Annotated in this window: 11 protein-coding genes and 1 tRNA gene; 9 read left to right on the forward strand and 3 right to left on the reverse strand. The window is 71.0% G+C overall.

The features are described 5' to 3' along the window. Positions 1-166: 166 nt before the first annotated feature. The 3 genes from E0D90_RS04285 to pyk all read left to right on the forward strand — a co-directional run bounded on the left by E0D90_RS04285 (position 167) and on the right by pyk (position 4,728). A complete protein-coding gene (locus tag E0D90_RS04285; protein WP_130796648.1) occupies positions 167-1,594 on the forward strand; it encodes a pyridoxal phosphate-dependent decarboxylase family protein in 1,428 nt (475 codons plus the stop codon). Continuing rightward, on the forward strand, positions 1,591-3,108 hold the full coding sequence (locus E0D90_RS04290; RefSeq protein WP_130796649.1) for a lysine N(6)-hydroxylase/L-ornithine N(5)-oxygenase family protein: 1,518 nt from the start codon (positions 1,591-1,593) through the stop codon (positions 3,106-3,108). Before E0D90_RS04285 ends, E0D90_RS04290 begins: the two co-directional genes overlap by 4 nt. A 198-nt stretch (positions 3,109-3,306) precedes the next feature. Beyond that, the gene (pyk, locus tag E0D90_RS04295; RefSeq protein WP_130796650.1) at positions 3,307-4,728 is read left to right on the forward strand and encodes a pyruvate kinase; all 1,422 of its coding nucleotides are present in this window, start codon (positions 3,307-3,309) and stop codon (positions 4,726-4,728) included. 253 nt (positions 4,729-4,981) lie between these two features. On the opposite strand, the gene E0D90_RS04300 is transcribed toward pyk, so the two are convergent. Beyond that, a tRNA-Leu gene (locus tag E0D90_RS04300) sits at positions 4,982-5,054 on the reverse strand. A gap of 102 nt (positions 5,055-5,156) precedes the next feature. Here E0D90_RS04300 and E0D90_RS04305 point away from each other — a divergent pair. The 6 genes from E0D90_RS04305 to E0D90_RS04330 all read left to right on the forward strand — a co-directional run bounded on the left by E0D90_RS04305 (position 5,157) and on the right by E0D90_RS04330 (position 11,832). Further along, positions 5,157-5,825, forward strand: coding sequence for an ANTAR domain-containing response regulator (locus E0D90_RS04305; RefSeq protein ID WP_438827367.1), 669 nt, complete (start codon positions 5,157-5,159; stop codon positions 5,823-5,825). A 654-nt stretch (positions 5,826-6,479) separates the two neighbouring features. Continuing rightward, the gene (locus E0D90_RS04310) at positions 6,480-7,661 is read left to right on the forward strand and encodes a branched-chain amino acid ABC transporter substrate-binding protein (RefSeq protein WP_130796651.1); all 1,182 of its coding nucleotides are present in this window, start codon (positions 6,480-6,482) and stop codon (positions 7,659-7,661) included. A gap of 127 nt (positions 7,662-7,788) precedes the next feature. After that, on the forward strand, positions 7,789-8,712 hold the full coding sequence (locus E0D90_RS04315) for a branched-chain amino acid ABC transporter permease (protein ID WP_130796652.1): 924 nt from the start codon (positions 7,789-7,791) through the stop codon (positions 8,710-8,712). After that, entirely contained in the window at positions 8,709-10,073 is a 1,365-nt protein-coding gene (locus tag E0D90_RS04320; RefSeq protein ID WP_130796653.1) for a branched-chain amino acid ABC transporter permease, read from the forward strand. Before E0D90_RS04315 ends, E0D90_RS04320 begins: the two co-directional genes overlap by 4 nt. After that, entirely contained in the window at positions 10,070-11,074 is a 1,005-nt protein-coding gene (locus E0D90_RS04325) for an ABC transporter ATP-binding protein (RefSeq protein WP_130796654.1), read from the forward strand. The genes E0D90_RS04320 and E0D90_RS04325 overlap by 4 nt, the downstream gene beginning before the upstream one ends. Further along, a complete protein-coding gene (locus E0D90_RS04330) occupies positions 11,071-11,832 on the forward strand; it encodes an ABC transporter ATP-binding protein (protein ID WP_103503737.1) in 762 nt (253 codons plus the stop codon). The genes E0D90_RS04325 and E0D90_RS04330 overlap by 4 nt, the downstream gene beginning before the upstream one ends. Before the next feature lie 97 nt (positions 11,833-11,929). On the opposite strand, the gene E0D90_RS04335 is transcribed toward E0D90_RS04330, so the two are convergent. Continuing rightward, complete coding sequence (locus E0D90_RS04335; RefSeq protein WP_103503738.1) at positions 11,930-12,409, reverse strand: PaaI family thioesterase; 480 nt, start codon at positions 12,407-12,409, stop codon at positions 11,930-11,932. A gap of 124 nt (positions 12,410-12,533) precedes the next feature. After that, positions 12,534-14,831 carry an FdhF/YdeP family oxidoreductase gene (locus E0D90_RS04340; RefSeq protein WP_130796655.1) on the reverse strand — a complete coding sequence of 766 codons (2,298 nt, stop codon included), beginning with the start codon at positions 14,829-14,831 and terminating at the stop codon, positions 12,534-12,536. Between the last annotated feature and the right edge of the window lie 87 nt (positions 14,832-14,918).

Below are 14,918 nucleotides of genomic sequence, written 5' to 3' on the forward strand. Positions count from 1 at the left end.
AGCCCACCCGCACGGGCGTCACCGCGGCCCGTCCGCCGTGCACCGCCCGGCCATCCGCACCGCCGGCCACCGTCGTCCGGCCCGTACCCGACCACTGCCCCGCGACCGCGCCCCACACCACGGCCCGGCACCACAGCGGGGCACCGCGTACCCACCGGGAGCCACCATGCCCGCCGCCCCAGACCCCCACCTGCTCGCTGGCGGCACCGCCGGACCGCGCGCCCTCCGGCCCCTGCTGGACGTCGTCCTCGCCGCGCTGGCCGACGGCGCCGCCAGCCGCTGCGGACCACTGCCCGCCGGCGGCCCAGAAGCCGTCGAACGGCACCTCGCCGAGCAGACGCACCCCGTCATCCCCGCAGAGGGCACCGGTTCCGAGACCGCGCTGCGGCAACTCGTGCACGCACTGGCCGAAGGCGCCGCCGACCCCGCCGACCCCCACTGCGCCGCCCATCTGCACTGCCCGCCGCTGGCCATCGCCGCCGCCGCCGACCTCGCCGCCAGCGCCCTGAACCCCTCCATGGACTCCTGGGACCAGGCACCCGCCGCCACCGCCCTGGAGACCCGCACCACCGCCGCCCTGGCCGCGCTGGTCCACCCCACCGCCACCCGCCCGGACGCCCTGGTCACCACCGGTGGCACCGAGTCCAACCAACTCGGCGTGCTGCTGGCCCGGGAGCGCTTTCCGGCCACGCTCCGCACCGTCTGCGGGGCCAACGCCCACCACAGCGTCAGCCGCGCCACCTGGCTGCTCGGCCTCCCCGACCCGGTGGTGATCCCCACCCCGCGCGGCGTCCTCGACCCGGCCGCCGTGCGGCAGGCGCTCGGCCGGGAACCGGAGGCGCCGACGCTGCTGATAGCCACCGCCGGCACCACGGACCGGGGCGCCATCGACCCGCTGCCCGAACTCGCCGACCTCGCCGCCTCCCACGGCGCCCGCCTCCATGTGGACGCCGCCTACGGCGGCACCCTGCTGTTCAGCCCCACCCACCGCCCGAAGCTGGCCGGACTCGAACGGGCCGACAGCGTCGCACTGGACCTGCACAAGCTGGGCTGGCAACCGGCCGCCGCCGGACTGCTCACCGTGCCCGACGCCGCCGCGCTCACCCCGCTCGGCCACCAGGCTCCCTACCTCAACGCCGACGACGACACCGAGGCCGGGCTGCCCGACCTCCTCGGCCGCTCGCTGCGCACCACCCGCCGCCCGGACGTCCTCAAGATCGCCGTCACCCTCCAGGCTCTCGGCCACCGCGGGCTGGCCACCCTGGTCGACCGCTGCTGCGCCGTGGCCGCGGAGCTCGCCGACCTCGTCACCGCCGACGAGCGGTTCGAACTGCACAGCCGGCCCACCATCTCCACCGTGCTGTTCCGGCCGGTGGACGGGACCGACGAACAGGTCGCCGAACTGCGCCGCCGCCTGCTGCGGGACGGCAGCGCCGTCCTCGGCCGCGCCCTGGCGACCGACACCGAGGGGCACACGGCCACCTGGCTGAAGGTGACCGTCCTCAACCCGCACACCCAGAGCGGCGACCTCCGGGCGCTGCTCAAGCTGGTGCGCGAAGCAGCCCGCAACAGCACCGGGGGAACGACCGAATGAACCGCACCACCCACAGCGACCACCCGGTCCGGGACGACCTGACCCGGGAGCACACGAGCCGCGACCACACCACCCGAGCCACCGAACCCGCCGAGCCCGCCGCGCCGCTGCCCGGGACCGACCGGCCCCTCGATCTCGCCGGGGTGGGGATCGGCCCGGCCGGGCTCTCCCTCGCCGCCCTCGCCGACGGCGAAGCCGGCCTCGAAGCAGCCTGGTACGACCAGCGGCCCGCCTTCCACTGGCACCCGGGCCTGCTGATCGAGGGCACCACCCTGCAAGTGCCCTTCCTCGCCGACCTGGTCAGCCTCGTCGATCCCACCAGCCGATGGAGCTATCTCGGCTACCTCAAGGAGCAGCGGCGGCTCTTCCCGTTCTACTTCGCGGAGACCTTCCACATCGAGCGGACCGACTACGACGCCTACTGTCGCTGGGCCAGCGAGCGCCTCCCCTCCCTGCGGTTCGGACAGCGCGTGCGCGGTGTCCGCTGGAACGCCGCCCAGCGACTGTTCGACCTCACCGTCGACCCCACCGGGCCGGACGCCGACGGCGCGCCCGCCCGCCAGGTGCGGGCCCGCAATCTGGCGCTCTCCACCGGCAGCGCCCCACACCTTCCCGAACATCTGCGGCCGCTCGCCGGGGGGACCGGCGCCCCCGTCATCCACTCCGCCGACTACCTGGACCACCGTGAACAGCTGCTGACGGCGGACCACATCACCGTCGTCGGCTCGGGTCAGTCCGGCGCCGAGGTCTTCCTCGACCTGCTGCGGCGCCGGCCCGCCGGGGCCGAACGGCTGCACTGGCTCACCCGCTCACCCGCCTTCGCGCCCATGGAGTACAGCAAGCTCGGGCTGGAACACTTCACCCCCGACTACACGCGTTACTTCCACGGTCTGCCCGAACCCACCCGTGACGCGCTCGTGGACCGTCAGTGGCAGCTCCACAAGGCGATCGACCACGACACCCTCTCCGCCATCCACGGCGAACTGCTCAGCCGAACCCAGCGCGGCGGCTGGCCGGACGCCGTCCTCACCCCCGGAGTGGCCGTCCTCGGCGCCGAACGGCGACCGGGCGGCACGGTCGAGCTGCGACTCTCCCACGCCGAACAGGAGAGCGAGACCACGCTGGAGACCCACGCGGTGGTGCTCGCCACCGGCTACCGGGACCGTCCGCTGGAACCGCTGCTCGGTGAGCTGGCCGAGGCGGTGGAGCGGGACGACGCGGGACGCCCACTGGTCGGCGCGGACTACCGGCTGCGGCTGGACCCGGCCGTCACCGGTGCCGTCTACGTCGCCGGAGGAGAACGCCACACCCATGGTGTCGGGACGCCCGACCTCGGGCTGGTCGCGCATCGCTCCGCGACCATCCTGAACGGGCTGTTCGGCGAGTGCCGTTACGCGCTCCCCGAGCGCACCGCGTTCACCACCTTCGGACTCACCGGACCGCCCCCACCCGGACGCCGCCCGGACCCGGGGCCGAAAGCTCCCGGACGGCCTCCCGTCGATCCCCTCGTGTGACGCCCGCCCCCGCGGTCCGGACCCCGCCGTCCGGACCGCGCGCGGCGCCGCTCCGGCGCCCTTCGGTGCGCTCATCGGAGCGCCCAAGCGCCCATCCGCACGGCCATATCTCCTCAACGGGAAACGGATACGCGGACGACGTGTATTCGACCTCCGGATGGTCATCCCTACCCCTCGGTAAGTCCTAGAGTCGATGGCATGCGCCGAGCGAAAATCGTCTGCACACTTGGGCCCGCGACAGACTCGTACGAGCAGATCACGGGGCTGGTTGACGCCGGCATGGACGTCGCCCGCCTCAACCTCAGCCACGGCGCCCACGAGGAGCACGAACAGCGCTACCACCGGGTGCGGCGGGCCGCGCGCGAGGCCGGGCGCGGGATCGGCATCCTCGCCGACCTGCAGGGCCCCAAGATCCGGCTCGGGACGTTCCGGGACGGCCCGGTGCTGCTGGAGTCCGGGGACAGCTTCACCATCACCACCGAGGACGTCGAGGGCGACCAGGACCGGTGCGGCACCACCTACGCCGGTCTCTGCGCCGACGTCGGGGTGGGAGAGGACATCCTCATCGACGACGGCCGCGTCGCCCTGCGCGTGACCGCGGTGGAGGGCACCGACGTCCGCACCACCGTCGTCGAGGGCGGCATGGTCTCCGACCACAAGGGGCTCAACCTGCCCGGCGTCGCTGTGTCCGTGCCCGCGCTCTCCGCCAAGGACATCGAGGACCTGCGCTGGGCGCTGCGCACCGGGGTCGACGTCATCGCGCTCTCCTTCGTGCGCGCCGGCGACGACATCAAGGAGGTGCACCGGGTCATGGGGGAGGAGGGCTGCTTCCTGCCGGTCATCGCCAAGATCGAGAAGCCGCAGGCGGAGGCCAACCTCCAGGACATCGTCGACGCCTTCGACGGGATCATGGTCGCCCGTGGTGACCTCGGAGTGGAAGTGCCGCTGGAGGACGTGCCGTTCGTCCAGAAGCGCGCGGTCAAGCTCGCCAAGCGCAACGCCAAGCCGGTCATCGTCGCCACGCAGATGCTCGACTCGATGATCAACTCCTCGCGCCCCACCCGGGCCGAGGCGTCGGACGTCGCCAACGCCATCCTCGACGGCGCGGACGCGGTGATGCTCTCCGGCGAGACCAGCGTCGGCGCCTACCCCAACGAGACGGTGCGCACGATGAGTCGGATCGCCGCGGCGGCCGAGGAGGACATGCTCTCCCGTGGGCTGCCGACGCTGACCGACGCCACCAAGCCGCACACCCAGGCCGGTGCGGTGGCGCGGGCCGCCGCCGAGATCGGCGACTTCCTGGACGCCTCGCTGCTGGTCGCCTTCACCCAGTCCGGGGACACCGTGCGCCGGCTCTCGCGCTACCGCTCGCCCATCCCCGTGATGGCGTTCACTCCCGACGAGCGCACCTGCAACCAGCTCAGCCTCACCTGGGGCGTGGAGGCGCACGTGGTGCCGATGGTCGACACCACCGACGCCATGGTCGAGCTGCTCGACGGCCGGCTGCGCCGCATGGGCCGCTGCGCCAAAGGGGAGACCGTCGTCATGACCGCCGGCTCGCCGCCCGGGGTGCCCGGCACCACCAACCTGGTGCGGATCCATCACATCGGGGAGCGCTGAACCGCGCTCCGCTCCGGGGCGGGCCCACCGCTCCGGAGCGGTGACGAGGGATCGACCCCGCCGCGCGGGAGGCCCGTGACCTCTGATCGGCGGCCCGCTCCCGCCCGTTCGCCGTTCGCTCATGCGTCCAGACTGGTCCCCGGACACACGGAAGGCCAGGAATCGAAAGCCTGTTCACCCGAAGTGGTGAGAGCTGATCCTGGCCGCTGACGGAAAGCCGCGCTGGGCGCGTCCCTGGGAAACGCAGGGAAAGTGCCCCGGGTGGGATTCGAACCCACGCTGAATGTTGTTTGAGAACATCGCCTCTGCCGCTGGGCTACCGGGGCGTGCCTTGATAAGCAAGGCCGGAGGGAACCCGCCGTGCCCCCAACATACCGTAGCTGGGTACTCTCGTGTGTGCCCCGCCGTGCAGAAACCCGAGGAGCACCGTGAGCACCGCCGACGTTCCCGAGCCCGACCCCCAGCGCGACGATGCCACCGTGCCGGAGGACTCCGCCCACGTACCGCCGCAGACCACCCGGGTGGTCATCGCCGAGGACGAGGCGCTGATCCGGCTGGACCTCAAGGAGATGCTGGAGGAGGAGGGGTACACCGTCGTGGGCGAGGCCGGAGACGGCCAGCGCGCGGTGGAACTCGCCCGCGAACACCGGCCCGACCTGGTCATCCTGGACGTCAAGATGCCCGTGATGGACGGCATCTCGGCGGCCGAGAAGATCGCCGAGGAGCAGCTCGCCCCGGTGCTGATGCTCACCGCCTTCTCCCAGCGCGACCTCGTCGAGCGCGCCCGGGACGCCGGCGCCATGGCGTACCTGGTCAAGCCCTTCTCCAAGACCGATGTCGTCCCCGCGATCGAGATCGCCGTCTCCCGCTTCCACGAACTGCGCACCCTCTCCCAGGAGGTCACCGACCTCGCCGAGCGGCTGGAGACGCGCAAGCTGGTCGACCGCGCCAAGAGCGTGCTGCAGACCCAGTACGGGCTGACGGAGCCGGCCGCGTTCCGCTGGGTGCAGAAGACGTCGATGGACCGCCGGCTCTCCATGCGGCAGGTCGCGGAGGCCGTCCTGGAGGACGCGGAGGAGCGCCGCCGCAACAAGTGAACCCGTCCGTGCGGTGCCGCCGGGCCGGGGAACGGCGGCACCGCGCGATGTGACGCGCTTCCGGGTCGCCCGGTGGGACCATCCCGCCGGGCGGCCCGCCGCGTCGGCCCACACCCTTTCGGGGATCCGCGCGTGCCGTCCCGCGTGTCCGGAGGACGTGGGCCGGGGCCCGGGTCCGGTCCGGAACCCGCTGGTATAGCGGTGGGGCACACCCATATTCCGGCCGCCTCGGTGAGAGCGGCGGAAATCTTGGTTATCCCGTGCGGGGCAACTCTGTTGGCCGGTTCCGTGACCGCCCGGCACGTCGACACGCGAACACTCCGCGCCGCTGTCCGCGCCGCTGTCCGCGGCCGTTCCGTCGCCGTTTCACCGCGGTTGCGGAGGTGTTGCGTCCGGTATCGCGAAGTGGTCCCCGGCCTCCCTCCGGTACCGCTCCTGAACTGGGGGTTGATCTTGGAGGTGTCGTCCGGTAACCGGTAAGGAGCGTTCTGATTTCGGCGCATGACCCAGGTCACGAGGCGATCACACTTGGGCTTCCCGTCTGTTAGTGCAGCGTGGAGGGCAATAGATTCCGCTCCACGCCGCACCCGTGAACGTTTGGGCACGAGTCCTGTGCGGTGACGTCTTGACTGGACTCGTTCCAGGGGGTTTCTGATGCTGAACAAGCGGATCGTGAAAATCGCGCTGCCGGTCGCGATCGGCGCGCTGGCGCTGAGCGCCTGCGGCAGCGACGACGGTGGCGGCGGCAGCGCCGGCGGCGACGGCGGAGGCGGTGGCAGCTTCACCATCGCGTACCAGGGCCCGCTCTCCGGCCCCAACGCCGACCTCGGCATCAACATGGAGAACGGCGTCAAGCTGGCGATCAAGGACGCCAACGAGTCGGGCGACTACGACGTCACCTTCGACTACCTCGGAGCGGACGACCGCGGTGAGCCCGGCCAGGCCACCTCCGCCGCCCAGCTCGTCATCGACAACAGCGACGTGATCGCCGTGGTCGGCCCCGCGTTCTCCGGCGCCGCCAACGTGGCCGCCCCGGTGTACGGCGAGGCCGAGCTGACGGCGCTCTCGCCTTCCGCCACCAACCCCGACCTCACCGAGCAGGGCTTCCCGACCTTCCTGCGCGGTGTGCCCAACGACGCCGAGCAGGGCGCCGCGATAGCCGACTTCTTCGTGAGCGAGGGCGTCGAGAAGGCCGTCGTCATCGACGACCTCGGCGACTACGCGGTCGGCCTTGCCAACGTGATCGAGGAGAACCTCGACGGAGCCGGTATCGAGGTGCAGCGGGAGCAGCTCCCGGAGAACACCGTCGACCACAGCTCCATCGCCCGCACCGTGATGCAGTCCTCCACGGACGCCGTGGTCTACACCGGCTACTACTCGCAGGCGGCGCCCCTCGCGGTGAAGCTCTCCGAGCAGGGCTACGACGGCATCGGCCTCGGCGGCGACGGCGTCAAGGACCCGGAGTTCGTCAACCTCGCCTCCGGTGGCGCGGCCGAGGGCTGGTACCTCAGCTGCCCCTGCCGCGACCTCACCGAGGACGAGGTCGGCCAGGGCTTCACCGAGCGCTACGAGGCCGAGTACAACCGGGCGCCCGGCACGTACTCCCCGGAGGCCTACGACGCCGCGATGATGATCATCGAGGCCGTCAACGAGCTCGGTGACAGCGCCGACCGTGCCTCCGTCCACGAGACGGTCGCCCAGGGCGAGCACGACGGTGTCGCCAAGACCCTCAGCTTCGACGACAAGGGTGAGTACGCCGGTTCCGGCATCTACATCTACCAGGTCGAAGAGGGCGAGATCGTGTCGCGCGGCAACGTCGAGGACCTGGTCGGCTGAGCCACCGGATCTCACCTTCGGCGGGGCGTGGACGAACCCACGCCCCGCCGCTCTCCGAAGTGGCTGCCGCCCTGACCCGTCCTAGACGGCGGCGCCAGGTGGCTGTTCTCGCAAGGAAGTGCCCTCGATGAGTTTCAATGACTTCTGGGATGTCCTGATCCTGGGGGCGGTACTCGGCTCGTTGTACGCCGTTATCGCCATTGGCTACACACTTGTTTACGGTGTTCTCCAGCTGCTGAACTTCGCGCACAGCGAGGTTTTCATGGTCGGCGGTTTCGGCGGAGTCATCGCGCTGACTATTTTCGTCCCCGCGGCCGACCCGTCCGGACTCCAGTCGATCGTCTATGTGCTGCTCGGCATTCTCTTCGGCGCGGCACTCGGCGGGACCGTCGCCTTCTTCCTGGAGAAAGTGGCGTATCGCCCGCTCCGGAGACGCGGAGCTCCACGCCTGGTCTTCCTGATCACGGCGATCGGCGCGTCGTTCTTTCTCTACAACCTGGCCGGCAAGCTCTTCGGGCGCAACCCGATGCCGATGCCGCAGATGTACGAGAACAAGACGGTAGTGACCATCTTCGGCTCCACCCTGAACATCACGCAGACCCTCATCCTCGGCGCCGCCGTGGTCATGCTGGTCGCCGTGGACTTCGTGGTGAACCGGACCAAGCTCGGCTCGGGCATCCGCGCGGTCGCGCAGGACCCCGAGGTCGCCTCCCTCATGGGCGTCAACATCGACAAGGTGGTCTCGCGCACCTTCGTGCTCGGCGGGCTGATGGGCGGTGTCGCCGGATTCCTGTTCGGCACCACCAACCAGGTCTTCTACACGATGGGCTTCCTGCCCGGCATCACGGCCTTCGCGGCGGCGGTGCTCGGCGGGATCGGCAACGTCCGCGGAGCGATGCTCGGCGGACTCACCCTCGGCCTGGTCGAGGCGTTCACGGTTGAGGTCTGGGGTGACGCCTGGCGCTACGTCGGCGCGTTCGCCGTACTGGTGCTGGTCCTGATGTTCCGGCCCACGGGCATTCTCGGCGAGCGGGTTGCGAGGACAGCATGACGACTACCGAAACCGTACGCGAGGTATCCGCGGCGGCGCGGCTGCGCAAGACCTCCTGGTACCAGGAGCCGCGCTGGCGGCGCCTGGCCGCCCTCGTCGGCGTAGCCGTCGTCGGGGCCCAGGTCACCGGTGTCGAGGGCACCAACCGCGACATCTTCTACGCCCTGAAGGAGAACTTCACCAGCACCGGCATCCTGGTGTGGCTGGCGGTCTGCGTCGGCATCTGGGTGGTGCGCGAGTTCGTGCACACACCGCTCGGCAACGCCTGGAAGACGGCCAAGCAGACGGTCAAGGCACCGGCCGGCGAGGTGCAGGCCGTCTGGCGCAAGCAGTTCTGGCTGCGGGTGGCGATCCTCAGCGGGGTGCTGGTCTTCCTGATCGTGCTGCCGCTGCTGGTGTCGCGGCACTGGCAGCAGGTACTGGTCGACCAGATCGCGATCTATGTGCTGCTGGCCATCGGCCTGAACGTGGTGGTCGGCTGGGCGGGCATGCTCGACCTCGGCTTCATCGCGTTCTTCGCCATCGGCGCCTACAGCGCGGCCTTCTGGACCGGCTCGCTGCCGGTCGCCCCGCCCATGGAGCTGAACAACTTCGCGGTGATCCCGGTCGCCGTGATCACCTGCCTCGTCGCGGGAGTGCTGCTGGGCGCGCCGACACTGCGACTACGCGGTGACTACCTGGCGATCGTGACGCTCGGCTTCCACGAGATCGTCTACCTCGGTGCCAAGAACTGGCAGAGCTTCACGGGCGGCACCAGCGGTGCGCGCGTCGAGCGGTTCAGCATCGACCTCGGCTTCTGGTCCTACAGCTGGGGCCTGGACCCGCGCCCCTACTACTGGCTGCTGCTCGCCTTCATCGTGGCGCTGCTCTTCCTCTTCATCCGCCTGGAGCACTCGCGGGTGGGCCGTGCCTGGACCGCGATCCGCGAGGACGAGGTGGCGGCGGCCTCCACCGGCGTCGACACCGTCCGGTTCAAGCTGCTCGCCTTCGCGATCGGCGCCTCCACCTCGGGTATCGCCGGCGTGATCTACGCGAGCAAACTCGCGTACATCAACTCCGAGGCGTTCATCGTCCTCTTCTCCATCCTGGTCCTCGCCTACGTCATCTTCGGCGGCATGGGATCGCTGCCCGGAGTGCTGGTGGGTACGGCGGTGCTGGTCTGGCTGCCGGAGTTCCTGCGGGACTCCGTGCCGCCGCAGGACCGCTACATGTACCTCGGCGCGCTGCTGGTGGTCATGATGATCTACCGGCCGCAGGGACTGTGGCCGTCCCGACGCCGCCAGCGTGAGCTGCACATGGCGGAGGAGGGCACCGGCGGCGCCGACGCGCTGGGCGGTACGGCAGGAGGCAAGCAGGTATGACGACCGAGATGAAGCAGAGCGCGGGCACCGCCGCGGCGGCCGCGTCGGATCTGGTGCTGAAGGCGGCGGGGGTGACCCTGCGGTTCGGCGGTCTGACCAGCCTGAACTCCGTCGACCTCACGATGAACCGGGGCGAGATCCTGGCCATCATCGGGCCGAACGGCGCGGGCAAGACCTCCCTCTTCAACTCGCTGACCGGCGTGTACGTTCCGCAGGAGGGGGACATCCGGTTCCTCGCCCGGGACGGCGGCGAGCACGACCTGCTCGGCGCCAAGCCGTTCAAGGTCAGCCGGATGGGCGTCTCGCGCACCTTCCAGAACATCCGCCTCTTCGGCGCGCTCACCGCGATCGAGAACGTGAAGATCGCGTACGAGACACGGCAGCGGACCGACGCCATCTCCATCATGCTCGGGCTGCCGCACGCGCGCCGCGCCGAGAAGGAGAGCGACCGCAAGGCCCATGAGGTGATGCGGTTCGTCGGGCTGGAAAGCCGGATCAACGAGCTGGCCGCCTCGCTCAGTTACGGCGAGCAGCGGCGACTGGAGATCGCACGGGCGCTGGCCACCAGCCCCGAACTGCTGCTCCTGGACGAGCCCGCCGCCGGTACCAACCCCACGGAGAAGCGCGACCTGGAGACGCTGATCCGCCGCATCAACACCGAACTCGGTGTCAGCGTCCTGCTGATCGAGCACGACATGCGGCTGGTGATGTCGGTGGCCGACCGGGTCACGGTGCTCAACTTCGGCAAGAAGATCGCCGAGGGCACCCCCGCGGAGATCCAGCAGAACCCGGCCGTGATCGAGGCGTACCTCGGCTCCGCGGCGGAGGACAGCGCGGTGGCGGAGATCGTGGCGGCGCAGGCCGAGCACGTCACCGAGGTGACCGAGGCCGAGCACACGGCGGAGGAGTCCGGGGTCCCCGGAGCCCGCACGGCACCGGAGGACGAGGCCGGCCCGGGTGACGCGAGCGCCCCGGACACGGAGAAGGGTGGCCACGCATGAGCGGGCCTGAACTGGACAAGACCCCCGCGCAGGACCGCGCGGCACTGCTGGAACTGCGTGACCTGCGGGTCTTCTACGGCGCCATCGAGGCGCTCAAGGGCATCGACATCACGGTCGGCCAGGGTGAGGCCGTGGCTCTGCTCGGCGCCAACGGCGCCGGCAAGTCGACCACGCTGAAGACCGTCTCGGGCATGATCGCGCCGCGCCACGGCTCGGTCCTGCTGCACGGTGAGCGGATCGACGGCATCGCCTCGCACGAGCTGGTGCAGTTCGGGCTGGGGCATGTGCCCGAGGGCCGACGGGTGTTCGCCCGGATGACGGTCCTGGAGAACCTCAACATGGGGGCGTTCCGGTTCCGGCGTCCCGACCCGGACGACCTGGACCGGGTGTTCACGCTCTTCCCGCGGCTCCAGGAACGCCGCAAGCAGATCGCCGGCACGCTCTCCGGCGGTGAGCAGCAGATGCTGGCCATCGGCCGCGCGCTGATGGGCAAGCCCGAACTGCTGCTGCTGGACGAGCCGTCGATGGGTCTGGCACCGCTGATCGTGGACCAGATCTTCGACATCCTGCGCGAGGTCAACGAACAGGGCACCACGCTGCTGCTGGTCGAGCAGAACGCCTCACAGGCGCTCCAGCTGGCCAACCGCGGCTATGTGCTGGAGACCGGTGAGGTGGTGATGTCCGGGCCGGCCGACACCCTGCTGGCCGACCCGCGCATCCGCGCCGCCTACCTCGGCGAGCACGTCGAGGTCGACTGACCGGTCGCGGAACGACGGACGGCGGGGCCGGGACGTGTCACACGTCCCGGCCCCGCCGCCGCGTCCGGGGTCCTCGTGCCGCCGCACGCCCCGCCGCTCACCTTCTGTCGGCCGCCGGTGCCCCGGGGTTGTCCCGCAGCGCGCAGGTGAGCCGCGCCGTGCAGACCCGCTTGCCGTTCTCCTCGGTGATCACGATGTCGTAGGTGGCCGAGGTGCGGCCCGCGTGGACCGGAGTGGCCGTACCGGTGATCAGCCCCGATCGCAGCCCGCGGTGGTGGGTGCAGTTGAGGTCCACCCCGACCGCCAGCTTGTGCGGACCGCCGTGCAGCATGGCGCCCACCGAGCCAAGGGTCTCGGCCAGCACCGCGGACGCACCCCCGTGCAGCAGCCCGTACGGCTGGGTGTTGCCCTCCACCGGCAGCGTGCCGACCACCTCGCCGGGTGCGGCGCGCAGCACCCGCAGCCCCATCCTCTCGCCGAGGTGCCCCGCCGAGAACAGCGACGGCAGATCGATGCCCAGCCCCGACCACTGGTCGAGGATCTCCTGCGGGAACTCGGTGGGGGACTGCTCGCCCATGGCGCCGCTCTCCGTTCGTCGCTGGACCGCCGGCCGGCCCGGCGACCAGCCTAAGCCAGCGCTCAGCGGCGGGGGAGGGGGACGACCGCCCGGCGCCGGGCGGTCGGAAGGCGAGGCCGATCGGTCAGGACGAGGGAGCCGAGCCGGCCGACCCGACCGGCTCCAGCCGGATCACCACCGACTTGCTGGTGGGTGTGTTGCTGACGTCGGCCGTCGAGTCCAGCGGGACCAGCACATTGGTCTCCGGGTAGTAGGCCGCCGCGCAGCCGCGCGCCGTCGGGTAGTGGGTGACCAGGAATCCCGGTGCCCTGCGTTCCGAACCGTCCCGCCATTCGCTCACCAGGTCGGCGTAGCTCCCGTCGGCCAGACCGAGTTCGGCGGCGTCCCCGGGGTTGACCAGCACCACGCGCCGGCCGCCGCGCACCCCGCGGTAGCGGTCGTCCAGGCCGTAGATCGTGGTGTTGTACTGGTCGTGGGAGCGGAGGGTCTGGAGCAGCAGCCGGCCCGGTCCGGCCTCGGGGAACTCCACCGGCGCGGCGGTGAAGTTGGCCTTGCCGGTGGCGGTCGGGAATCGCCGTTCGTCGCGCGGCGCGTGGGGCAGCGCGAACCCGCCGGGTTCGGCCACCCGTGTGTTGAAGTCCTCGAAGCCCGGCACCACCCGGGCGACGCGGTCCCGGATCAGCCCGTAGTCCCGCTCGAACTCCTCCCAGGGCGTAGCGCTGTCCTCCCCGAGGACCAGCCGGGCCAGCCGGCAGACGATCGCGGACTCCGACAGCAGCCCGGGGTCGGCCGGGGCGAGCCTGCCGCGCGAGGCGTGCACCATCCCCATGGAGTCCTCGACCGTCACGAACTGCTCCCGGCCGCCGCGTACATCGCGTTCGGTGCGGCCGAGCGTCGGCAGGATCAGGGCGCGGGCGCCGGTCACGCAGTGCGAGCGGTTGAGCTTGGTCGAGACGTGCACGGTGAGCGCCGCCCGCCGCATCGCGTCCTCGGTGACGGCCGTGTCGGGCGAGGCGGCGACGAAGTTGCCCCCCATGGCGAAGAACACCTTGACGTCGCCGTCCCGCAGCGCGCGGATCGAGCGCACGGTGTCCAGGCCGTGCTCACGCGGCGGCGCGAAGCCGAACTCGCGTTCCAGCGCGTCCAGGAACGCGGCGTCCGGCCGCTCGAAGATCCCCATCGTGCGGTCGCCCTGCACGTTGGAGTGACCGCGCACCGGACACACGCCGGCACCCGGCTTCCCGATGTCGCCGCGGAGCAGCAGCAGGTTGACGATCTCGCGGATGGTGGGCACCGAGTGCTTGTGCTGGGTGAGTCCCATCGCCCAGCAGACCACCGTGCGACGGGAGCCGAGGACCATCGACAGCGCCGCCTCGATCTCCTCCCGCTCCAGCCCGGTCGCCCGGAGCGTGGACTCCCACTCGGCGGCGCGCGCGGCCTGGGTGAACTCCTCGAAGCCGTGGGTGTGTTCCGCGATGAAGGCGTCGTCGGTGCCCTGGTCCGCCTCCAGGACCAGCTTGTTGAGCATCCGGAACAGCGCCTGGTCGCCGCCGAGCCGGATCTGCAGGAAGAGATCGGTCAGCTCGGTGCCGGGACCGGCCAGCCCGCGCGGCGTCTGCGGGTTCTTGAACCGCCTCAGTCCCGCTTCCGGCAGCGGGTTGACGGTGATGATCCTGGCGCCCGCCTGCTTGGCCCGCTCCAGCGCGGTGAGCATCCTCGGGTGGTTGGTGCCCGGGTTCTGCCCCGCGACGATGATCAGGTCGGCCTGGTGGAGATCGTTCAGCGACACGCTGCCCTTGCCGACGCCGATGGTCTCGCCGAGCGCCGAACCGGACGACTCGTGACACATGTTGGAACAGTCCGGCAGGTTGTTGGTACCGAACTCCCGCGCGAACAGCTGGTAGAGGAAGGCCGCCTCGTTGCTGGTCCGGCCCGAGGTGTAGAAGACCGCCTCGTCCGGCGAGTCCAGCGCGCGCAGTTCATCGGCGACCAGTTCGAGCGCCCGCTCCCAGGAGACCGGCCGGTAGCGGTCGTCGCCCTCGGCCAGGTACATCGGAGTGGTGAGCCGGCCCTGCTTGCCCAGCCAGTAGCCCGAGCGGCCGGCCAGGTCGTCGAGGGGGTGCCGGTCGAAGAACTCGGGCCGCACCCGCAGCACCGTGGCCTCCTCCGCGACGGCCTTGGCGCCGTTCTCGCAGAACTCCGCCGTGTGCGGTTTGTCCGGCTCCGGCCACGCGCAGCCCGGGCAGTCGAACCCCCCGTGCTGGTTGACATTGAGCAGGGTCAGGGCGGTGCGGCGCACCCCCATCTCCCGGCGCGCCATGTCCAGCGACCGGGCGATGGCCGGCAGTCCGGCGGCACTGTCCTGCGGACCCGAGGTACGGGGGGCGTCCTGGACCGGATCGCCCGAGGGCGGCTGAGGCATCTGCGTCTCCCTGTGGCGTCGTCGCCTCCGATGGTTTCACGGCCGGGCGACGACGGCACAGAGCCCGGGCCCCGGCACCTCCCGCCC

It is taken from the genome of Streptomyces otsuchiensis (assembly GCF_004305975.1).
Lineage (GTDB): Bacteria > Actinomycetota > Actinomycetes > Streptomycetales > Streptomycetaceae > Streptomyces > Streptomyces otsuchiensis.

Bases quoted from the DNA above. Each gene is read 5' to 3' on its own strand.
- E0D90_RS04285 (WP_130796648.1), top strand. From the start codon at position 167: ATGCCCGCCGCCCCAGACCCCCACCTGCTCGCTGGCGGCACCGCCGGA.
- E0D90_RS04290 (WP_130796649.1), top strand. From the start codon at position 1,591: ATGAACCGCACCACCCACAGCGACCACCCGGTCCGGGACGACCTGACC.
- pyk (WP_130796650.1), top strand. From the start codon at position 3,307: ATGCGCCGAGCGAAAATCGTCTGCACACTTGGGCCCGCGACAGACTCG.
- E0D90_RS04310 (WP_130796651.1), top strand. From the start codon at position 6,480: ATGCTGAACAAGCGGATCGTGAAAATCGCGCTGCCGGTCGCGATCGGC.
- E0D90_RS04315 (WP_130796652.1), top strand. From the start codon at position 7,789: ATGAGTTTCAATGACTTCTGGGATGTCCTGATCCTGGGGGCGGTACTC.
- E0D90_RS04320 (WP_130796653.1), top strand. From the start codon at position 8,709: ATGACGACTACCGAAACCGTACGCGAGGTATCCGCGGCGGCGCGGCTG.
- E0D90_RS04325 (WP_130796654.1), top strand. From the start codon at position 10,070: ATGACGACCGAGATGAAGCAGAGCGCGGGCACCGCCGCGGCGGCCGCG.
- E0D90_RS04330 (WP_103503737.1), top strand. From the start codon at position 11,071: ATGAGCGGGCCTGAACTGGACAAGACCCCCGCGCAGGACCGCGCGGCA.
- E0D90_RS04335 (WP_103503738.1), bottom strand. From the start codon at position 12,409: ATGGGCGAGCAGTCCCCCACCGAGTTCCCGCAGGAGATCCTCGACCAG.
- E0D90_RS04340 (WP_130796655.1), bottom strand. From the start codon at position 14,831: ATGCCTCAGCCGCCCTCGGGCGATCCGGTCCAGGACGCCCCCCGTACC.